Annotated in this window: 18 protein-coding genes; 4 read left to right on the forward strand and 14 right to left on the reverse strand. The window is 59.7% G+C overall.

The features are described from left to right. Positions 1-182: 182 nt before the first annotated feature. The 13 genes from ACA059_RS19700 to ACA059_RS19760 form a co-directional block, all read right to left on the reverse strand. Positions 183-587, reverse strand: coding sequence for a TraR/DksA family transcriptional regulator (locus tag ACA059_RS19700; RefSeq protein WP_007907888.1), 405 nt, complete (start codon positions 585-587; stop codon positions 183-185). Positions 588-916: 329 nt separating this feature from the next. Beyond that, a complete protein-coding gene (locus ACA059_RS19705) occupies positions 917-1,939 on the reverse strand; it encodes an ABC transporter permease (protein WP_008153855.1) in 1,023 nt (340 codons plus the stop codon). A 208-nt stretch (positions 1,940-2,147) separates the two neighbouring features. Beyond that, positions 2,148-3,713 (reverse strand): sugar ABC transporter ATP-binding protein, encoded by a 1,566-nt coding sequence (locus tag ACA059_RS19710; RefSeq protein WP_283188239.1) that lies wholly within the window; start codon positions 3,711-3,713, stop codon positions 2,148-2,150. Positions 3,714-3,783: 70 nt separating this feature from the next. Further along, complete coding sequence (locus tag ACA059_RS19715) at positions 3,784-4,710, reverse strand: sugar ABC transporter substrate-binding protein (RefSeq protein ID WP_497630635.1); 927 nt, start codon at positions 4,708-4,710, stop codon at positions 3,784-3,786. A gap of 156 nt (positions 4,711-4,866) precedes the next feature. After that, the gene (locus ACA059_RS19720; protein ID WP_497630636.1) at positions 4,867-5,919 is read right to left on the reverse strand and encodes a Gfo/Idh/MocA family protein; all 1,053 of its coding nucleotides are present in this window, start codon (positions 5,917-5,919) and stop codon (positions 4,867-4,869) included. Between the two features lie 139 nt (positions 5,920-6,058). Then, entirely contained in the window at positions 6,059-6,919 is an 861-nt protein-coding gene (locus ACA059_RS19725; protein ID WP_140894555.1) for a sugar phosphate isomerase/epimerase family protein, read from the reverse strand. 146 nt (positions 6,920-7,065) lie between these two features. Next, positions 7,066-8,091 (reverse strand): bifunctional inositol 2-dehydrogenase/D-chiro-inositol 1-dehydrogenase, encoded by a 1,026-nt coding sequence (gene iolG / locus ACA059_RS19730; RefSeq protein ID WP_497630637.1) that lies wholly within the window; start codon positions 8,089-8,091, stop codon positions 7,066-7,068. A 43-nt stretch (positions 8,092-8,134) separates the two neighbouring features. Continuing rightward, positions 8,135-10,066, reverse strand: a complete 1,932-nt coding sequence (gene iolD / locus ACA059_RS19735; protein ID WP_497630638.1) for a 3D-(3,5/4)-trihydroxycyclohexane-1,2-dione acylhydrolase (decyclizing) — start codon at positions 10,064-10,066, stop codon at positions 8,135-8,137. Between the two features lie 128 nt (positions 10,067-10,194). Beyond that, positions 10,195-11,016 (reverse strand): TIM barrel protein, encoded by an 822-nt coding sequence (locus ACA059_RS19740; RefSeq protein ID WP_497630639.1) that lies wholly within the window; start codon positions 11,014-11,016, stop codon positions 10,195-10,197. Between the two features lie 25 nt (positions 11,017-11,041). Then, positions 11,042-12,544: a CoA-acylating methylmalonate-semialdehyde dehydrogenase gene (locus tag ACA059_RS19745; protein ID WP_497630640.1), complete on the reverse strand. Its 1,503-nt coding sequence runs from the start codon at positions 12,542-12,544 to the stop codon at positions 11,042-11,044. A gap of 44 nt (positions 12,545-12,588) precedes the next feature. Beyond that, complete coding sequence (iolB, locus tag ACA059_RS19750) at positions 12,589-13,431, reverse strand: 5-deoxy-glucuronate isomerase (RefSeq protein ID WP_497630641.1); 843 nt, start codon at positions 13,429-13,431, stop codon at positions 12,589-12,591. Then, a complete protein-coding gene (gene iolE, locus ACA059_RS19755) occupies positions 13,431-14,321 on the reverse strand; it encodes a myo-inosose-2 dehydratase (RefSeq protein ID WP_497630642.1) in 891 nt (296 codons plus the stop codon). The genes iolB and iolE overlap by 1 nt, the downstream gene beginning before the upstream one ends. A 167-nt stretch (positions 14,322-14,488) precedes the next feature. Next, positions 14,489-16,426, reverse strand: coding sequence for a bifunctional 5-dehydro-2-deoxygluconokinase/5-dehydro-2-deoxyphosphogluconate aldolase (locus tag ACA059_RS19760; protein ID WP_497630643.1), 1,938 nt, complete (start codon positions 16,424-16,426; stop codon positions 14,489-14,491). Positions 16,427-16,737: 311 nt separating this feature from the next. Between ACA059_RS19760 and ACA059_RS19765 the strand changes: the two genes are divergently transcribed. Both ACA059_RS19765 and ACA059_RS19770 read left to right on the forward strand, forming a co-directional pair. After that, a complete protein-coding gene (locus ACA059_RS19765; RefSeq protein ID WP_497630644.1) occupies positions 16,738-17,658 on the forward strand; it encodes a MurR/RpiR family transcriptional regulator in 921 nt (306 codons plus the stop codon). A gap of 77 nt (positions 17,659-17,735) precedes the next feature. Continuing rightward, a complete protein-coding gene (locus ACA059_RS19770) occupies positions 17,736-18,347 on the forward strand; it encodes a glutathione S-transferase (RefSeq protein ID WP_497630645.1) in 612 nt (203 codons plus the stop codon). Between the two features lie 251 nt (positions 18,348-18,598). On the opposite strand, the gene ACA059_RS19775 is transcribed toward ACA059_RS19770, so the two are convergent. Then, positions 18,599-19,537: a hypothetical protein gene (locus tag ACA059_RS19775; protein WP_497630646.1), complete on the reverse strand. Its 939-nt coding sequence runs from the start codon at positions 19,535-19,537 to the stop codon at positions 18,599-18,601. 376 nt (positions 19,538-19,913) lie between these two features. Between ACA059_RS19775 and ACA059_RS19780 the strand changes: the two genes are divergently transcribed. Then, the gene (locus ACA059_RS19780) at positions 19,914-20,597 is read left to right on the forward strand and encodes a response regulator transcription factor (RefSeq protein ID WP_223433656.1); all 684 of its coding nucleotides are present in this window, start codon (positions 19,914-19,916) and stop codon (positions 20,595-20,597) included. After that, complete coding sequence (locus ACA059_RS19785; RefSeq protein WP_497630647.1) at positions 20,575-21,969, forward strand: sensor histidine kinase; 1,395 nt, start codon at positions 20,575-20,577, stop codon at positions 21,967-21,969. The genes ACA059_RS19780 and ACA059_RS19785 overlap by 23 nt, the downstream gene beginning before the upstream one ends. Positions 21,970-22,092 lie beyond the last annotated feature (123 nt).

A 22,092-nucleotide genomic window follows, 5' to 3' on the forward strand; every position in this document is an offset into this window, starting at 1 on the left:
ATTCTAATTGTTGTATCGGCATTTAACGCCACTACAAGGCCATTATCTATGGTCCATTAGTAGTGGGCATTGCAGCAGATCAATAGAAGTGCGCGGGTTTTTCGCAGACGAAAAAAAGCATCGCGGGCAAGCCTTGCTCCTGATAGGAGTGAGGCTTGCCCGCGATGCGGGGCGTTACGAAATCAGGCCTGACGCTGGTGCTTGTCGATCTGTTCGTGACGCTCTTGAGCTTCGATGCAGTACTTGGTGGTCGGGCTGATCAGCAGGCGCTTCAGGCCAATGGCCTCGCCGCTGTCGTCGCACCAGCCAAAGCTGTCTTCCTTGATGCGTTCCAGAGCCTGTTCCAACTGAGGCAGCATGCGTTGATCGCGATCGATCGCGTTCACCAGCCAGGTGCGCTCTTCTTCAACGGAAGCAGCGTCGGCCGGATCGGCCGGGGTGTCCAGGCTTTCGATGGCGATGCGGTTCTGTTCGATGCGCTCATGGGTTTCGACTTTCATGTTCTGCAACAGCTCAGAGAAAAAAGCATGTTGCTCGGCATTCATGTAGTCATCCGCCGGCATGGCCAGCAACTTGTCCTTTGTCATTGATATCTCTATAAAAAAACGTGCATTAAGGCGAATTAGGGAGCGTTCCGGCGGACCTGGGTTGGCCATCGGAAAGGCGCCGTTTAATTCCAAGCGCCACCCGGCACTCAATTTACGAGGGGCGGCAGTCTAAGGCCGACTTGAGGCCTCAGCAACTGAAAAGACAGCGAATTTGTCCGACAAAGCCCTGAAAGTGCTCTACGGCAGTCTTTGCGATGGTTATCGGAGTGCGTTTATAGCAAGAAATTCAATCGAGCGGCTGTATATAGAAGACAAATGGTTGCGCCACGCGTGGTCAGGCGTGGCGCATTGGCTGCTTTATCTGAGGCTCAGCGCTTGAGTTTGCGCTTGTTGCGGTACTGATCGATGACCACTGCCACCACGATGATCAGGCCTTTGATGATGTCCTGAATGTAGGCATCGACGCCGACGAAGGTGAAACCGCTGGCCATGACCCCGAGGATCAGTGCGCCGATGACCGTGCCGGTGATGCGCCCTACTCCGCCCGCCAGGCTGGTGCCGCCGATCACGGCCGCGGCAATCGCGTCCAGCTCATAAGACATGCCCATCCCGGCCTGCCCGGTCGCGGCCCGTGCTGACGCCACCACACCCGCCAGGCCTGCCAGCAACCCGGCGATGCTGTAGACGATCACCAGATGCCGCTTGACGTTGATCCCCGAGGTACGCGCTGCCTGCATGTTGCCGCCGATGGCGTAGGTGTACTTGCCGTACTTGGTGTAACGCAGGGCGATATGAAAGATCACCGCGACCACCAGGAAAATGATCACCGGCATCGCGCCGTGTCCGATGGCCGTGTAGGAATCCGAAAGCATGCTCACCGGTTGGCCTTCGGTGTAGTAACGCGCGAGGCCGCGAGCCGAGACCATCATGCCGAGGGTGGCAATGAACGGCGGGATACCGGTGATGGCAATGATGCTGCCGTTGATCGCCCCCGCCAGCAGCCCTACCCCGAGCCCGGCGATCACCGGAATCCACACCGGCAAGTCAGTCAGCGACGGGAACACCGCCCGAGCGAAATCCGACGTCTGGGCCAGACTGGCAGCGATCATCGCCGACAGCGCCAGCACCGAGCCGGAAGACAGGTCGATACCCGTGGTGATGATGACCTGGGTCACGCCGATCGCCAGCAGACCGATGATCGACACCTGCAGAATCATCAGCACCAGACGCTGGGAGTTCATCAGGAAGCTCTGGTCACGCACGATCCAGCCAAACACTTCAAAGACCAGGCCGATGCCAATCAGCACCAGGAAAATACTCAACTCGGTCGGAAAGCGCCGGCGACTCTTGACCGGTGCCGTTGCTGGCTTGTTTTCCAGTATCGCGTTCATAACCCACCCTTTAATAGAAATCTGTGTGGCGAGGGAGCTTGCCTGTGGTGAGGGAGCTTGTTCGTGGCGAGGGGATTGAGCGAAACGTCGCACCGCCCCGTTGGACTGCGCAGCAGTCCCATTCTTTTGGGGCCGCTTCGCAGCCCAACGGGGATAAATCCCCTCGCCACAGAGTCCCTACTCACCACAGAACTGTGTTCACCCTTGCTTAGTGAACCGCGGACATGCCCGAGGCCAATTGCATCACTCGTTCCTGGGTCGCTTCGCTGCGGTCGAGGGTGCCCATCAGGTCGCCCTCGTGCATGACCATCACCCGGTCGCTCATGCCGAGCACTTCCGGCAGTTCCGAGGAAATCATGATCACCGCCATGCCTTCGCTGGCGAGGTAGGAGATGAGCCGGTAGATCTCGGCCTTGGCGCCGACATCGATACCGCGGGTCGGCTCGTCGAGAATCAGGATCCGTGGATTGGTCATCAGCCAGCGCGCCAACAATGCCTTCTGCTGATTACCGCCGGACAAGGTGTCGATGCACTGCTCCAGCGACGGGGTTTTGACCCGCAGCTTCTTGCACATGTCTTCGCACAAGGCGCGCAGGGCTTTTTGCTGGATGAAACCGTGGCCGGCGTAATGCGGCAACACCGCCATTTCCATGTTCTCCAGCACCGACAGGCACGGGAACAGGCCGCTGAGCTTGCGATCTTCGGTCAGTAACGCGAAGCCCTTCTCAATCGCCATGTGCGGATCGCTGATGCGCACCACTTCGCCGTCGAGACGAATCTCGCCACCGTCGCTCGGGGTGATGCCGAAAATCGCTTCGGCGACGTTGGTCCGTCCCGAGCCCATCAACCCGGCGATGCCGAGGATTTCGCCGGCGTGCAGGTCAAAGGAAACATCCTTGAAAATGCCGTCCAGTTTAAGGTCGCGCACCGACAGCAGCAGATCGCCGATCGGCTTTTCACGCACCGGGAACAACTGGCTTAGCTCGCGGCCGACCATCATCGAAATCAGGCTGTCGCCGTCCATGCTGTCGGCCCGTTGCAATCCGATGTAGGCGCCGTCACGGAACACTGCCACTTCATCGGCGATGCTGAACACTTCGTTCATTTTGTGGGTGATGTAGATGATGCCTTTGCCCTGACTCTTGAGGTCGGCAATGATCGAGAACAGATGCGCAACTTCCTTGTCGGTAATGGCCGAGGTCGGCTCATCCATGATCAGGATGTCGGAATCGTAGGACACCGCTTTGGCGATCTCGACCATCTGCCGTTCGGCGATGCTCAGGTTGCCGACCTGCTCTTCCGGATCGAGGTTGATCCGCAAGCGTTCCAGCAGTTTCGCCGTGCAGCGATGCATTTCCCGGTGGTCGATCATGTGGAAACCGTTGAGCTGCTCACGGCCGATCCAGATGTTCTCGGCGATGCTCATGTGCGGCATCAGGTTGAGTTCCTGGTGGATCATCGCGATTCCGGCCTGGAGCGCAGCCAATGGCGTTTCGAAAACCACCGGTTTGCCTCTCAGGCGCAGTTCACCGGCGTCCGGCTGATAGATGCCGGCAATGATTTTCATCAGGGTGGATTTGCCCGCGCCGTTTTCGCCCATCAGGGCCAGCACGGAACCGGGGCGTACCCGAAGCTGCACATCGGACAAGGCCACCACACCGGGAAATCCCTTGCTGACGTTGATGATCTCCAGCAGGTACGGCTCATCGACAGGTGTTGCAGCTGGCTGGATACCCACCAACGGGGTGCTCGAAGCAGTCGCTGAAGCGAACATGATCAGGTACTCCATCAGCAAGGTCGCGGTCGCAACCTTGCGTATTTATTGTTGTTATTGAACCGACGGGCTATTTGAACGTGTCGACGTTTTGCGGGGTGATCAAGCGGTATGGCACCCACACGGCCTGTTCAACCGGCTCGTTCTTGGCCATTTTCACGGCGGTGTCGATGGAGCCGTCGGCCTGACCCTTGGCGTCCTGGAACACCGAGACGGCCAGGGAGCCCTTCTTCACCGCGTTCAAACCGTCGGGCGTACCGTCGACACCGGCGATCAGCACGCTACCCTTTTCGACGCCGGCTTGTTGCAGGGCCATGGCCGCGCCAATCGCCATCTCGTCGTTGTTGGACACGATCGCGTCGAACTTGCGGCCTTGGGTCAGCCAGTCGTTGACCAGGGTCATGCCCTTGTCCCGCGACCAGATGCCGGTCTGCTCTTGCTCGATCTTGATGTTCGGGTATTTGGCCAGAACGTCTTTGACGCCCTTGGTGCGGTTGGTGGTGGAGTTGTTCGCGAGGTCGCCCAGCAGAATCACGATGTCACCCTTGCCGCCCATTTTGTCGGCCAGGTACTGCATCTGCATTTCACCGGCCTCCAGATCGTTGGAGGCGACAGTGACGACGCCTTTGGGCAGCTTCAGGTCATCGGGGCGGCGGTTGACGTAGACCAGCGGGATGCCGGCCTTGACGGCGGCTTCAGTGATTTTCCGGGTGGCGGCGGTATCCACCGGGTTGACCACGATGGCATCGACCTTCTGGCTGATGAAGCTTTCGACCTGGCTCAACTGCTTGACCACGTCGCTGCGGGCGTCTTCGAATTGCAGCTGCACGCCCTCGGGATAGGACTTGGCTTTCTTGTCCATGGATTCGCGCAGGTAGGTCAGCCAGGTGTCATCGAATTGGGACATGCTGACGCCGATCTTCATATCGGCGAGCGCCGCGCCACTGGCGAACATCAGGGACAAGGCAAGTGAGGCGAAGCGGATCTTGGTCTTCATGAAAAGTCTTTCTCCACATTCTTGTTGGTTTTATGGATGAGGCGTGACGATTTCAGTAAGCAGGCAAGCGGGAAAAGGGTTGAAACAGGTTGCGAGGCAGGTCGCTGGAAATGACTCTATTGGAATATAATTTCTATATCAACTCATTTTAGAATTTTATTCTGATTTTATTCCATGGCTTTCGAACGGGCTCAATTCCACCACTTGATGCCGCTCGGCGCTCAGTCGCGCAGCGTCTAGTACGCGGGTGGTCGCCAGTGCATCACGGGCATCCACAGGCAGTGGGCCACCGCTCTGCAACGCGGCTTGCAGCTGTAAATAGAACTGATTCCAGCAACCGCGTTCGGAGGGAACCCGCTCGCGCACCTCACCCTGTTCGAACCAACCCCAGCGGCGATGCTCTTCAACACCCCAGCGCTCACCTTCGGATTTTGGCGAGAGCCCGGCGAGTGCCGATGCTTCTTGCCCATCCAGGCCATCGACGCTGTAACAACCTTGGGTGCCGGTCACCCGAAAGCGCGGGCCGGGGGTGTTTTGCAGGCAACTGCCGCCCAGGTGGGAGGTGACGCCGCTGGCGTGGGTCAGGGCCATAAAGAAGCCGTTGTCGAAGACCTGGCCTTTTTCCAGGTAATCCAGTTCGGCGTAGACCCGTGTCACCGGGCCGAACAACAGCAACGCCTGATCCACCAGATGGCTACCGAGATCGCGCAGGAAGCCACCACCACTGCCATTGTTCACCGCCTGCGGTGAGTAACGCTCGATCCGCGATTCGAAACGGGTGACCTGGCCCAACGCACCGGACTCGATGAGTTTGCGCACGGTCAGGAAATCCGAGTCCCAGCGACGGTTCTGGTAGACGCTGAGCCGCACGCCCTGGCGCTCGGCCATGGTGATCAGGGTTTGCGCTTGCTGCGCTTCAGCGGCGAACGGTTTGTCGCTGACCACCGCCACACCGTGTTCGATGCCATCGAGCACCAGTGCCGGACGGCCCTTGAGCGGCGTGGACACCACCAGCACATCGATCCCGGCCTCCACCAGTTGGCCGATGCTGTCGAACGCTGGCACCCCTGGGTGCTCGGCCGCCAGCAATTGTCGGCGTTCCGGTGAACGGGTGACCACACCCACGAACGTCGCCGCCGGCAAACTGCTGATCAGCGGAGCATGGAAAAACCGGCCGCCATGGCCGTAACCGACAAGTCCGATACGCATGAATCAACTCCTTCTTATTGTTATGACGATCGAAACGGTCCTGTAGGAGCTGACGAGTGAAACGAGGCTGCGATCTTTTGATCTTGAAAGATCGCAGCCTCGTTTCACTCGTCAGCTCCTACAGGGGTTTGTGGTGTCGTCAGTGGCAGAGTTCGCTTTTGACCCGTTCAAGCATCATCCGGTTGGATTCATCCGGCCGGTCTTCCCAGGCAAATACCGAGACCGTGGCGATGCCGTCGAACTGGATCTCGCGCAGGGTACCGAAAAACGCGTCCCAATCGACTTCACCCTGACCGATGTCCAGATGCTGGTGCACGGTGGCGACGACACCCGGCGGGTTGACGATGTAGCGCAACCCGGAAGAAGCCTTGTGGTTGTAGGTGTCGGCGATGATCAGGTGGCTCAGCTTCGACCCGGCATACTTGAGCATCGAGGCGATATCGCCTTTGCCGTCGTCATAGAAGAAGGTATGCGGCGCCGCGTAAAGGTAGTTGATCCACTCGCGATCCAGACCGCGAATGATGTCCACCGATTCGTTGTTACGCTCGCAGAAGTCATAAGGATGAGCCTGAATATCAAGCTTGATACCTTCGCGTTCGAACTCCGGGATCAGCTCGTCCATGGAGCGCATGAACTGGTTCTCGCACACCAGCGGGTTGTCTGACTGGCCGGTGAACTCGGTGTTGACCAGCTCGCAGTCCATCTCCACGGCAATCTGGATCGCCCGTTTCCAGTTGCGTACGGCGGCAACACGCAGGCCTTCGTCGGCAGCGGCCCAGTGGTACATCGGTAATAAGGAAGAGAGCTTGACCCCGGTGTCGCTCAGGGCTTTGCGAAATTCCTTGATCCGCGCCTTGTCGACCCGCGGAGCTTTGTAGAACGGCAGGAAATCTTCCCGGGGCGAGAGTTCGATGTGTTCGTAACCGAGCTCGGCGACCTTATCGACCATCTTGCCCAGGGACAGGGTGCGGTACATGTAGGGGTCTAGTGCGATGCGCATGTTTTTGTTCTCCTTCACCCAAATTCGACACCGCCCCCCTGTAGGAGCTGTCGAGTGAAACGAGGCTGCGATCTTTTGATTTTTAAGATCAAGATCAAAAGATCGCAGCCTCGTTTCACTCGGCAGCTCCTACAGGGGATCGGGGGTTAGCCGTAGAAGTGTGGGCGGTCTGGCAGACCGACTTTTACGATCGCCCCACTGTTTTGTGCTTCGATGCACGCGTCTGCTGCGACGGCAGCGGCGAAACCATCCCACGCCGAAGGCCCACCGACCTGCCCGGCCCGCACACCATCGATGAACGCCTGCAACTCGACGTCGTACGCGGCAATAAACCGATCCTTCCAATCCATCAAAATCGCGTTGGACAACTTGGCCCCGCTGCGCAACTGAACCTGCGACGGTTCCGGCAGTTTGGCGATGCCGGTCTCCCCCACCACTTCGCACTGGATGTCGTAGCCGTATTGGCAGTTAACGAACACTTCCACGTCGATGCGCGTGCCCTTGGCGGTTTCCAGCAGCACGATCTGCGGGTCTCTCAAATGCGCGAGGGCCTTGCTGCTCTTGCGCGGGAACACCACTTGCACCGACACGTAATCGTCGTCGAGCAACCAGCGCAACACATCCAGCTCATGGATCAGCGTGTCGGTGATCGCCATGTCGGTCTTGTAGTTTTCACCCACGCTCGGGTTGCGGTGCGCGCAGTGCAACATCAATGGCTCACCAATCTGACCGCTGTCGATCACGGCTTTCAGTGCCCGATAACCTTCATCATACGGACGCATAAAGCCGACCTGGACCAAGCGCTTGCCGTGGGCCACTTCGGCCTCGACGATTTTGCGGCAGCCTTCAGCGGTGACCGCCAGCGGCTTCTCGCAGAACACCGGTTTACCCGCGGCAATCGCCGCCAGCACGAACTCTTCGTGGCTCGGGCCCCAGGAGGTGACGAGGATCGCTTCGACCTCCGGCGCCTTGATCAGCGCATGACCGTCGGGATAGACCTCGGCGGTCAGCTTCAGGTCGGAAACGACCTTCGCGGCGTGCTGCAAGTTGATGTCGGTCACAGCAACTACCTGGCTATTGAGCAGGGTCTGGCTGCAACGACGGATATGGTCCTGGCCGATGGCCCCGGTGCCGATGACGCCGATCCGCAGTGAATTAGAGAGCAATGACATGAAGATTCTCCTGTGAGAACTTTGTTGTTGGTATCAGGGGCAATCAGTACTGACGGGCCTTGGCCAGTCGTTCATTCAGGGTTTTGGCCACCGCATCGGTACGCGCGCTGGTGGAGACTTGCGCCACGCCGACCCGCCACCACGACAGGTATTTGTGAATCATGGTTTTGGGCAGGACCTTGATGTCGATCAACGTCGACACGGTCTGCAATCGCGCATCGGCCAATGCGGCGTTCAGTTCTTCGACCGTGTTCACCTTGTAGGTCTTGCAGCCATAAGCCGCCGCGCTCATAGCGAAATCCACCGGCACGAACCCGCCGTCGAGCTTGCCGGTTTCCGGGTTGCGGAACCGGAACTCGGTACCGAAGCTGTCCATGCCGTGTTCCATCTGCAGGTTGTTGATGCAACCGAAGGTCATGTTGTCGAGCAACACCACGTTGATCTTGCGTCGCTCCTGAATCGAGGTCGCCAGCTCCGAGTGCAGCATCATGTAGGAGCCGTCACCGACCAGCGCGTAGACCTCGCGATCCGGCTCGGCGAGTTTCACGCCCAGTGCGGCGTTGACCTCGTAACCCATGCAGGAATAGCCGTACTCGACGTGATAGGTGTTCACCCCCTTGCTGCGCCAACTGCGCTGCAAGTCACCGGGCAGGCTGCCGGCGGCGGCGACGATCACGGCGTCATCGGCGAGGGTTTCATTGAGCACGCCGAGCACACGGCTCTGGGTCAGGCAGGAACCGGTCAGCTCGATGAATTCGCGCAGCACCGCCGGGTCCATGTGGTCGTTGATTTCCGGGATGAAGTCTTTGCTCTGGTATTCGACCTGATAGATGCGGTCGACTTCCTCGTCCAGTTGCGCCTTGGCTTGACGCGGTTGATCACCCCACGCAGAACGGTAATCGCCCAAGGCTTCAGCCAGGGCTTGCAGCCCGACTTTGGCATCCGCCAACAGTTGCACGCCGTCGAGCTTCAAGGCATCGCAGGGACTGATGTTGAGGTTGAGAAATTGCACGTCAGGATGCTGGAACAGGGATTTCGACGCGGTGGTGAAATCGCTGTAGCGGGTGCCGACACCGATGATCAGGTCCGCATCCCTGGCCAACAGATTCGCCGCCAGACAGCCCGTTTCACCGATCCCGCCAACGTTCAGCGGGTGGCTGGACACCACCGCACTCTTGCCGGCCTGGGTTTCGGCGAAGGGAATATCGAAGCGCTCGGCAAATGCCTGCAAGGCGGCATTGGCGCCGGAATATCTGACCCCGCCGCCGCAAATGATCAGCGGCTTGCGCTTGCCTTTGAACAGCGCCAGCGCATCACCGAGCATCGCTTCGGTCGCCGGACGACGCTCAATGCGGTGCACGCGTTTTTGCAGGAAGTAATCGGGGTAGTCGTAGGCCTCGGCTTGCACATCTTGCGGCAAGGCCAGGGTCACCGCGCCGGTTTCGGCAGGGTCTGTGAGCACGCGCATGGCGTGGATCGCCGCCGTCATGAGTTGCTCGGGACGGTTGATGCGGTCCCAGTATTTGCTCACGGCCTTGAACGCATCGTTGGTGCTGATGCTCAGGTCGTGGAACTGCTCGATCTGTTGCAGCACCGGGTCCGGCTGGCGGCAGGCGTAAACATCGCCGGGCAACAGCAGCAAGGGAATGCGATTGGCAGTCGCCGTCGCGGCGGCGGTCAACATGTTCGCCGCGCCTGGGCCTACCGATGAGGAGCAGGCGTAGATCTTGCGCCGCAGGTGTTGCTTGGCGAAACCGATGGCCGCGTGGGCCATGCCTTGCTCGTTGCGCCCCTGATGGACGATCAGGTCGCCACTGTCCTGCTCCAAGGCCTGGCCCAGGCCCAGTACGTTGCCGTGGCCGAAAATGGTAAAGATCCCGGCGACGAATTTGCTTTGAACCCCATCGACCTCGATGTACTGGTTATCGAGGAATTTCACCAGGGCCTGGGCCATGGTCAGTCTTGTTGTGGTCATAACCGCACCTTTCAAATACACATCCGATCCCTGTAGGAGCTGCCGAAAGCTGCGATCTTTTGATCTTGATCTTTAAAATCAAAAGATCGCAGCCTCGTTTCACTCGACAGCTCCTACAGGGGGAGGTGTCAGGCCAAAGATTTTTGCAGGTGATCCATGCTCGCGCTGATCGCCTGCTGGATATCCGCCAGGCCATGGACGCTGTCGGCAAACGGTTCGAACGACAGGTAGCCGCTGTAGCCGCTGCTGAGCAAGGTGTCGATTTGCGCCGCGTTGCCAAGGATGTCGCCCTCGCCCACCAGCACCCGATGCCCGTCGCGAATGGTCGCCAACGGTGCCTCGGCATCTTCGACACCGGAGATGTGCACCAGCCCGGTCAGCTCGGGGAAGAACTCATGCTCGCTGGCCAGGTGATGGTGAAAGGTGTCGTGAACCAGACGGAACACATCCAGCCCACCGATGGCCTTGATCGCGTCCACCGCCGTACGTTTACGGCGCAGCGAGCACTCTTCGAAACCCAGCGGCTCGATGAAACCGAGAATGCCGTGTTCACGCAGGATCGGCGCCAGTTCAGTCAACGCGGTGCGCAAACCCGAAGCGCGTTCGGCTTCGTTACGCGGGTCGGCACTGTCGTTGAGCGGGCACATGACCAACCCTTGAGCGCCGCAATCACGGGCATAAGCGGCCAGCTTCAAGGCGTGCGCATGGCGCTCGTCATTCCACACATCAAACGGATACAGCGCGTTGATCGACAGCACGGTGATGCCTTTAGCGGCACACAACTCACGGACGCGCTCGGGTGCGGTGCCGTCTTCGATCTCGACGCCTTTAAGGTCGTTGCGAATTTCGATGGCGTCGGCCTTGAGGGTCACCGCCAGCTCGATGAACGCGGGCAGGGACAAACGTGGGGCGACCATACGGTTCAGGGCGAAACGCAGGGGTTTGCTCATTATTGTTGTTCTCCGCACAGGTGAATTAGTTGGCCGTCGGCATGCTGAATTCAGGGCCGTTGGCAATGCTGTCAGGCCAGCGCTGCATCACGCTTTTGTAACGGCTGTAGAAGCGGATACCTTCTTCGCCGTAAGCGTGGTGATCGCCGAACAGCGAGCGTTTCCAGCCGCCGAAGGAGTGCCAGGCCATGGGCACCGGAATCGGCACGTTGATGCCGACCATGCCCACCTTGATCGTGCGGGCGAAGGCTCGGGCGATGCCGCCGTCGCGGGTGAAACAGGACACGCCGTTGCCGAACTCGTGGGCGTTGATCAACGCGACGGCGCTGGCGAAATCCGGTACACGAACAATGCCCAGTACCGGGCCGAAAATTTCCTGTTGGTAGATGCTCATCTCGGTCGTGACGTTATCGAACAGTGTCGCGCCGACGAAGAAGCCGTTTTCGGCGCCCGGCACCTTGAAGTGGCGGCCATCGACAATCAGCTGCGCGCCCTGAGCCACGCCTTCGTCGATGAAACCTTCGACTTTGGCCTTGTGCTCGGCGGTCACCAGCGGCCCCATGTCGCTGTCGCCCTTCAGGCCGTTGCCGACTTTCAGTTGATCGATACGCGGCAGCAGTTTGGCAATCAGTTGGTCACCGACATCGCCCACCGCCACGGCAATCGAAATCGCCATGCAGCGCTCGCCGGCCGAGCCGTAAGCGGCACCGATCAGGGCATCCGCCGCTTGATCCAGATCCGCGTCGGGCATGACGATCATGTGATTCTTCGCCCCGCCCAGCGCCTGCACGCGCTTGCCGCGGGAGGTGGCTTGCTGGTGGATGTACTCGGCAATCGGCGTCGAGCCGACAAAGGAAATCGCCTCGATGTCCGGGTGTTGCAGCAACGCGTCGACGGCAGTCTTGTCACCCTGAACCACGTTGAACACACCGTCCGGCAACCCGGCTTCGCTCAACAGACGGGCCATCAGCACACTGGCGGACGGGTCGCGCTCGGACGGCTTGAGGATGAAGCAGTTACCGGTGATCAGCGCCAGCGGAATCATCCACAGCGGCACCATCACCGGGAAGTTGAACGGCGTGACGCCGGCACACACGCCCAGCGGCTGACGCAGGTTCCAGTTGTCGATGCCGCCGCCGATGTTGTCGCTGAACTCGGTTTTCAGCAGGTTCGGCGCGCCGCAGGCGTACTCGACGATTTCGATGCCACGGGTGACTTCGCCCTTGGCGTCCGAAAAGACCTTGCCGTGTTCGCGGCTGATGATTTCTGCCAGCTCATCGTGATGTTGGTCGAGCAATTCCTTGAACTTGAACATCACCCGCGAACGGCGCAGGGACGATTGTTCGGACCAGGCCGGAAAGGCTTTCAGGGCCGAGGCGACGGCTTCGTCGACGGTCTTCTGGCTGGCCAGCCCAACGCGCGCCTGGACGCTGCCGGTGGCCGGGTTGAAGACGTTGCTGAACCGTTCGCTGCTGCTGTCTTGCACTTGACCGTGGATGTAATGGCCGATGACCGGGGCGTCGCTCATTGATCGTGTTCTCCGTGCAGAGGTTGGAATTCAGGCTTTTTAGTTCAAAGATCGAGCAGCCAACTGTGCTGCGGATCGTTATGGAACTGCCAGACACGTTTCGGGCCGGCCATCACGTTCAGGTAATACGACTCGTAGCCGTACGGCACGCTGACCGGGTGATAGCCCTTGGGCACAACCACGAGGTCGCTGTTTTCCACCGCCATGGCCTGATCGATGCTGCGATCGTCGGTGTACACCCGCTGGAACACGAAGCCCTGGGGCGGGTTGATCTGGTGGTAATAGGTTTCTTCGAGAAAGCTTTGGTGTGGCAAATCGTCGGTGTCGTGTTTGTGCGGCGGGTAGCTCGACGAGTGACCCGACGGCGTACGCACTTCCACCACGAGCAGCGAATGGGCCGGTTCGGTGTCCGGCAGAATGTCGCAGACGTAACGGGTGTTGGCGCCTTTGCCGCGCACGCTGCGCTTCATGCTGTCGGGTTTGATCAGCCGTGGGCTGTAGGAGCTGCCGAAGGCTGCGATCTTTTCGCTTTTAGCTTCAGTAGTGAATCCAGGCGCAGAGCACACAGCGATTTGCACATCGCTGAGCGCGACCACTTGCGCCTGACTGCCGGGTGGCAAGTACGCGGCGAAGGGTGATTTTTCTTCGAACACCGACTGACGATCACCAATGTTGTCCCAGTCGAACGCGCCCTGCCCCGGCGCTTCACCCTTGATGCTGACTCGACCGCTGAGCAGCACCAGGCACAGTTCTTTATCACCGGCCGACACCGGCAGGGTTTCGCCCAGACTCAGGCGGTAGGCGGCGAAGCCGACGTATTCCAGCTCACCTTTGCCCAGCTCGACCATGGTCCGGCCACGGGCATTACTTTTGACCAGCAGGCTCATCATTTAGTCCTCTCGTCGAGCAGCGTGCGCAGGGTGTCGTAGCCTTTTTTGGCATAGACGTAGCTCGGCGCCACCGCTGGGTCCTGCTCGGCTTCGACCACCAGCCAGCCGTGGTAATCGGCAGCCAGCAGCACGTCGAGCAAGGCGCCGAAATCGATATCGCCATCGCCGGGCACGGTGAACGTGCCGTTGATGATGCAGTCCGGGAAGCTCCACAGGTTGTTGCGTGCCAGTTGCACCACCGGTTTGCGCACGTCCTTGAAATGCACGTGGCAGATGCGTTCGATGTGTTTGCGCAGCACCTGCAACGGTTCGCCACCGCCCATGTAGCAATGGCCCGAATCGAACAGCAGGCCGACTTCACTGCCGGTTAACGCCATCAGCTTGTCGATGTCCGCCGGGGATTCGACGTAGGCGCCCATATGGTGGTGATAGGCCAGGCGCACGCCTTGGGACAAGGTGAAGCGCGCCAGTTCGGTGAGCTTGTCGGCGTATTCCTGCCAGGCTTGTTCAGTATGGAAACGCGGGCGCTCAACCAGCGGAATGCGTTGGCCTTGAATGGAGTCGGCGACTTCACCGTACACCAGCACCTTGGCGCCGTTCTTCGCCAACAGCTCGACATGGCTGCCGATGGCATCGATTTCTTCGGCCACCGAGCGGCGGGCCAGACGGCTGGAATACCAGCCGGACACCAGGGCCAAGTCATAGGGACGCAGTACATCGCCGACACCCTTGGCGTCTTTGGGGAATTTGCCGTTGAGTTCGAAACCTTCGTAGCCGATTTCCTTGCCTTCGCTCAGGGCGGTGCTCAGCGGCGTCTCGCCACCGAGGGATGGCAGGTCGTCGTTGCTCCAGGAAATCGGGTTGATGCCAATTCGAATAGCGGGCATGGCTGCACCTTTTATTGTTGTACCTAACCGTTGAATACGGCACTGAACCCTGTGGGAGCGAGCTTGCTCGCGATGGCGGTGTGTCAGGCGACATTGATGTTGAATGTGCCGCCGTCATCGCGAGCAAGCTCGCTCCCACAGGTTCAGTGTTCACACATTGAAAATGTTCAGCTCCGGGCCGTGCGCCAGGCATCGATCAGTTCAACGAACGTGCCCTGCACCTGGCGGATCAGCGTTTCGTCATCGATTTCACCGGCCATCCACGCGCGGCTCGGTTCCTGGAAAATCGTTCGACCGACTGCAAACCCGCGGCAAGTCTGGCTCTGGCTGGCCTGTTGAAACCCTTCGGCCAGTGCTTTAGCCGGCGCATTCAGCCCCAGCAACACCACGCCTCGGCAGTACGGATCACGCTCCTGAATCAGCTCGTCGAGTTGTTTCCACTCCTCGGCGCTTTGCGCTTCGATCTTCCACCACGCCGGGAAAATGCCCAGGTTGTAGAGGCGTTTCAGCGCGCGATACAACACGTCCGGATGGGTCGATGGATGATCCTTGGGCGGAATGATTTCCAGCAGCAGCTCATGACCGCTGACCTGGGATGCCTGGTACAAACCCTTGATCTGCGCTTCCTGTTCAAGTCGCAGCAGCGGCTCGTCGTCGGGGTGAAATTGCACCAGGCACTTGATGATTTGTTCCTGCGGCCAGGCGATCAGGTTGCTGCCGATGGAGCGCCCATGTTCAAAGGCCAATGGCCGCGAACCCTGCACTTCCACCGGACGCGCCACCCACCAGCCGCGACCGGTGGCGGCGTTCAGCGAGTCCTGGCCGAAGCGTTGATCGGCCAACAGCCCGACATCGGCCTCGATGCCCTGCTCGCGCAAATCGGCTTCGACCCGTTCCACAGCCTTGATAAACAGTTGCTTGAGTTCGCCGATGGCGTTCAGGTCGCGACCGCCCTTGTGCGCCAGTTCCACCAGTTGCCCGCGGTGGTCGAAGGCAAAAATGAACAGTTGCTTCCACTGCTTGCGCGGCACGCTGACCTGATGCAGACGCTGCAACACCGCGTCCTGATCCGGCCGGGTAATCGGCACCGGGCTGTTGAATAGATAGTCGAGTTCGGCGCGGGTCGGCATGGCCGGTGCGCAGGCATGCCGCGACACCACCAGACCGCCACAGGCATTGGCCAACTGGCAGCAGCGCTCATCGCTCGCATCCTCCAGCCAACCGGCGAGGAAGCCCGACATGAAGGCATCGCCGGCCCCCAACACATTCAACACTTCCACCCGAACGCCGGGATAAAGGGCGCCGTCTTCAAGACGTGCCGGGATCACCCCGTGAATCACCGTGCAACCTTGCGGGCCGAGTTTGACCACCAGGGTCGCCGCGCTCAGGCGCCGCACATTGCGCAGTGCAGTGAGCAAATCCTCGGAGCCGCCGGCAATCAAAAACTCTTCTTCAGTGCCGACGATCAGGTCGAAACGCGGGAGGATTTTCTGCACATGCTGGCTGACGTTCTGGTCGGCGACGAAACGGGTTTCGCCGTCGGCCTTGCCGGCCAGGCCCCAGAGCACCGGGCGATAGTCGATGTCCAGCACCCGTTTGACGTTGTGCTTCTCGGCGTAATCCAGCGCCTGGATGCTCGCCTTGTAGACGCCGTCGGTGGAGAAATGGGTGCCGGTGATCAGCAGCGCTTTGCTGGAGGCAATGAAAGATTCGCTGATGTCTTCAGCCCGCAGTGCCATGTCGGCGCAGTTTTCGCGGTAGAAGACCAAAGGAAAGGTTTCGCGATCCTTGAGGCCCAGCAGGACCATGGCGGTCAGGCGTTCCGGATCGACCTTGATGCCGCTGACGTCGCAACCCTCGCGGGTCAGGGATTCCACGAGGAAGCGGCCCATGTGGTCGTCCCCTACCCGGCTCAGCATCGCCGATTTCAGGCCCAGCCGAGCGGTGCCGAAGGCGATGTTTGCGGACGATCCACCGAGGTATTTGGCGAAGCTTGAAACATCTTCCAACCGCGCCCCGACTTGCTGCGCATAGAGGTCGACGCCAAGGCGCCCCAGGCAAATCAGATCCAATTGACGCCCACTGGCAAAACGAGTCTGGCCCATGTTGGCTCCTGTTATTTTTATCAGCCTGCGTTCGGGGCGATGGTCGCGCCGAACACGCTTGGTGGATGCAGACTAAAACGTCCGGGGCCGAACAATCAATAATTATTCTAAATATTTTTTACGTGGAATATTTTTTCCAATAAACGTTGGTACAGGCGTTCCAGTGGCAGTGCATCGTTTCAGCACACCTCGTACTGACCGCAAGCTCAAGATTTTATTCCGGCCTACCCTGTAGACTGCGCACAGCCAACCTATTGTCAGGGGATGACGCTCTCTGTCGTCCCTATAAGAACAAGCCAGAAGGATTCCTTATGACCCGCACCGATCAGCCGGCGACGACCGAGAGCACGCCCGACAGCGATCTCGCCAGCCCCCCGATCAATGCCGAGCGTCTGCTGCAGCTGATCACCCACGAATACGAAAGCCTGCCGCGCCAGCTCAAACGCATCGCCAGTTACATGAGCCAGCAGAGCGACCGGATCATGGTCGACCGCATCAGCGACATCGCCCGCGAGTGCGAAGTGCACCCGTCGGCCATCGTGCGGTTTTCCCAGCGCTTCGGCTTCAGCGGCTTTAGCGAAATGCAGGCGCTGTTCCGCGAGGCCTACACCCACAAGACCACGCCGGTTCAGAACTACCAGCAGCGCATTCGCAGCATGATCGCCAACAAGTCGCAGAAGGCCAGCGGCGGGGACCTGGCGCGCGAGTGCATCAATGCGACCCTGTCAGGCATCGAACGGCTGGGGCTGGAACTCGATGATCAGGCCTTCGACAAGGCCGTCGACCTGGTGGTGAATGCCGACAACATTTACGTGGTCGGGGTGCGCCGTTCGTTCGCGGTGGCCGATTACCTGGTCTACAACCTGCAACACACCAACAAGCGCATCCATCTGGTCTCGGGGCTAGGCGGCAGCTACCGCGAGCAGATGCGCAGCGTGCGCGCCAATGACCTGGTAATCGCCATCAGCTTCACGCCCTACGGCAAGGAAACCCAGCACTGCCTGCGCATCGCCCAGCACCATCAGGCCAAAACCCTGATCATCACCGACAGCAACCTCTCGCCTCTGGCCAAGCGCGCCAGCACCGTGCTGCTGGTCAACGAGGGCAGTTCGTTTGCGTTCCGCTCGTTGAGTGCGACGCTGTGCCTGTGCCAGGCCCTGTTTATCGCCGTGGCGTATCGGCTGGAATTGAAGGTCGATGAGATTCACGAACAGGTCGGCTTCGAAGATTAGCGCCCACGCCGTTTGCAGCTCGCTGAAGCTAAACTAAGGTTGTCCATCCCGAAATGGACATCTGAAGGAGCGGTTCAATGAAGCTGATCGGCATGCTGGATTCACCCTACGTGCGGCGCGTCGCCATCTCCGCCAAACGCCTTGGCATCCCGCTGGAACACCAGTCGGTTTCGGTGTTTCGGCATTTCGAGCAATTCCAGCAGATCAACCCGGTGGTCAAGGCGCCCACCCTGGTGCTGGACGACGGTGAGGTGTTGATCGACTCGACGTTGATCCTCGACTACCTCGAAGCCTTGGCCGGTCCTGGCAACAGCCTGATGCCCGACGATATCGATCAACGCCTGCGCTCATTGCGCCTGATCGGCCTGGGGCTGGCGGCGTGCGAAAAGTCCGTGCAGCTCTACTACGAACGCAACCTGCGGCCAGCGGAGATTCAGTTTGAACCGTGGGTGGAACGGGTCGAAGGGCAACTGGCGGCAGCTTATTCGGCGCTGGAGCGGGAGCTGGAAATGCAGCCGCTGAAGACTGACGGCACGATTGCTCAAGACGGGATTACGTTGGCAGTGGCGTGGAGTTTCACCAATCTGGTGGTGCCGGATCAGGTGGATGTGAATCGGTTTCCACAGATCAGTGCGTTTACGGCGTATGCCGAAGGGCTTGAGGATTTTGTCAGTACGCCGATCGAATGATGGTTAAAGATCGCAGGCTGCGCCAGCTCCTACTGGGATCCGCATACATCCGTAGGAGCTGGCGCAGCCTGCGATCTTTTGATCTTGGTTTCACCCCCAAAAACGCAAAACGCCGCTTCTACCCAAGGCAGAAGCGGCAGAGGCAAGTGCCCCAGCGTAAGTCAGTGCATGAACAGGGCGATCAGGATGATGATCGGGATCGGTACGCCGAGAAAGAACAGCAGTAGTGAGCGCATGGTAGTTCTCCTGGGTTAGCGAACAGGCGGTGAAGTGGTGGTCACGTAAGCGTCGGATTCCAGATACACCACGGCATCCCGACGACGGCCGCCAAAGGTTGCCGCGAGGCTGGCGAAAAACGCACCGATCAGCAGCGCAATGAACATCCACAGCGAAGTCCAGGCAGCGACTTTGGCGGCGGTGTCGGCGGCTTGTTGGGCGGCGAGTTTGGCGTCGGCCACGGCTTTTTGCGTGCGGGCATACACTTCATCAACGCGACGTTCCGCGTCCGCTTGAGTGAGGTTGGTCCGTTGGGCAACCAGTTGCGCCAGGTAGGTGCGGTCTTCGGCAGCCAGTTGACCGTTGTTGCTCAGGCTACGCACGAAGATGCGCGTCACGGTGCCACGAACGGCGTCATCACTGACCGCCGCCGGACGATCATCGCGGAACAGGCTGTCGACGAAGTAACCGTACTGGTCACTGTCAGTGTTGCCGACAGCCGTGCCGGCGGCTTGAGTCGCGGCACTCGCAGCACCGCCAACCACGCTCGCCCCGGCCTGCACGCCACCGCTGACAATGCTGCTGACCGAGCCGACCACCAGCGTCGCCGTCACCAGCGTTGCCACGCACCAGGCCAGAAAGCCATGGGCAGTGTCACGGAAGTAGACCTCATCACCGTGCATGTACGCCCACTTCACCCGCAAACGACCGGCGATGTAACCGCCAAGCCCGGACGCCACGATTTGCGTAGCGGCCAGCCAGACAATCGTTGAAATGCCCAGGCCCTTGGCGCTCACCCCTTCATTGGCCCACGGCGACACCGCCGAAAAACCCAGGCCAAAGCCGAGCAACACGAGAATCAGCGACAACGCCGCCGCCGCAGCGGCCCCCGCGAAGATCGCGCCCCAGGACACGCCAGAGAGCGTGCTCGTTTCTTCGAAGGGAGGATAGAGACCATCAGAGGATCTATTCATTGTTATATCGCTCCAGGCAGGAAAGATGGTGTTACAACTCTTCAATGGAGGAATTGCAGTCACCGTGCCAGTCGCCAACTTTGAATTAATCTCGGGATTTCAGTGATTTAGAAAGTTTGAACTTCCAATGGCCATGCAAATTGCAAGGAACTGTCTGTAGCGGCGGGTTTTATGCATTGACCGAGAGCGGTGTTTTCAATGGAAAAATCAAAAGATCGCAGCCTGCGGCGGCTCCTACATTTAGTACGCGATCGAATGTAGGAGCTGCCGCAGGCTGCGATCTTTTCGTTTCACATGAAGTTTTATTTAGAAAGCCTGCCATCATTTCTTGGCAAAATGCCGCTCAACGTTGAGTACTCCAAATCAGGCCCGCCCTATGACCCGCATCTTGACCATCGAAGACGACGCCGTGACCGCCCGGGAAATCGTCGCCGAATTGAGCAGCCACGGCCTCGACGTGGATTGGGTCGACAACGGCCGCGAAGGTCTGGCGCGCGCAGTCAGCGGCAACTACGACTTGATCACCCTCGACCGCATGCTGCCCGAGCTCGATGGTCTGGCGATTGTCACCACGCTGCGGACCATGGGCGTGGCCACGCCGATCCTGATGATCAGCGCCCTCTCCGACGTCGATGAGCGTGTGCGCGGCTTGCGCGCGGGCGGTGACGATTACCTGACCAAACCGTTTGCCACCGATGAAATGGCCGCCCGGGTCGAAGTCCTGCTGCGCCGGCAGAACACCGTCACCGCCCAGGCCACCACGTTGCGGGTAGCGGATCTGGAGCTGAACCTGATCAGCCATGAAGCCAGCCGCGACGGCCATTTGCTGACTCTGCTGCCGACCGAGTACAAGTTGCTGGAATTCCTGATGCGCAACACCGGGCAGATTCTGTCGCGGATGATGATTTTCGAAGAGGTCTGGGGTTACCACTTCGACCCCGGCACCAACCTGATCGACGTGCACATCGGCCGGCTGCGCAAAAAGATCGACCCGCCAGGCAATGTCCCACTGATTCGGACCGTGCGAGGCTCGGGTTATGTCATTGCTGAACCCCTCTAACGGCTGGCGCTCTTCCAGCAGCCGTTTGCTGGCGCTCTACAGTTCGCTGTTCGTGATCTGGAGCGGGATTCTCATGGGGGTCATGTACTACGATGTTTCCGCTTACCTGGATAACCTGGCCAAACACTCGCTGATGCAACGTCAGCATCTGTTTTCGCGCTTTCAAGGCGAACAACTGATGGACGCCCTCGCCGTCAGCATGACCTTCGACATTCGCGGCATCGACGCCTATGGCCTGTTCGATGGTCAGCATCGCTACCTCAATGGCGCCCTGCGGCACATTCCCGAAGGCCTGCCGCTGGACGGCAAGATTCACATGCTCAGCGACTGCGCCGATTCCGACGACCCAACCCTGCCCGCCGACAGCTGCGACGCGGTGGCGACCCAGACCAAGGACGGCCGCTGGCTGATCCTGGTGCGGGACAACGGTTCGTTGTTCGCCGTCACCCGGATCATCCTCCACGCGTTGTTCTGGGGCGTGACCCTGACGATCCTGCCGGGCATCGTCGGTTGGCATCTGTTGCGCCGCCGGCCTCTGCGGCGAATACGCGGGATTCAGGCCAGCGCCGAAGCCATCGTCGCCGGCGACCTGACCCGGCGTCTGCCACTGTCCAATCGCCGCGATGAGCTGGACATGCTCGCCGCCATCGTCAACGCCATGCTCGAACGTATTGAACGCTTGATGAACGAGGTCAAGGGCGTCTGCGACAACATTGCCCACGACCTGCGCACGCCGCTGACGCGCCTGCGGGCGCAGCTGTACCGGATTCAGCAACAGGCTGATGAGGGTTCGACGCTGGCGGTGCAACTGGACTCGGTGCTCGGCGAAGCGGACACCTTGATGGCGCGCTTTCGAGGGTTGCTGCGGATTTCCGAGCTGGAAGATCGTCAGCGCCGCTCGGGTTTTGTGCAGCTGGATCCGGTGCCGTTGCTGCAAGAGCTGCACGACTTTTATCTGCCGTTGGCGGAAGAAGGCGAACTGGTTTTTCAACTGCAACTGCCGGAGTCGTTGCCTTCGCTGAACGGTGATCGAGCGTTGTTGTTTGAGGCGGTGGCGAATTTGCTGAGCAATTCGATCAAATTTACGCCGCAGGGTGGCGAGGTGATTTTGCGGGGGGTCAATGAGAGTGGGCGTACGCGGATTGAGGTTCTCGATTCCGGGCCTGGTATTGCGGAGGCAGAGCGAGAGGCGGTGTTCCAGCGTTTCTATCGTGCCGATGGCGGCAACCAGAAAAGCGGGTTTGGGTTGGGGCTGTCGATCGTAGCGGCGATTGTGAGCTTGCATGGGTTTGCGCTTGAGGTGGGCACCAGTGAACTCGGCGGTGCGCGGTTAGTGCTGGATTGCCAGCAAAGCTTGATTTCCCAGACCTGACGCTTACTCAAGAACAGCGTGGATCCTTGTGGGAGCGAGCTTGCTCGCGATGGCGATGGCGATGGCGATGGCGATGTGTCAGGCGACATCATTTTCGCCTGATAGACCACTATCGTCGGAACG

This window comes from Pseudomonas sp. LBUM1647, from assembly GCF_059716175.1.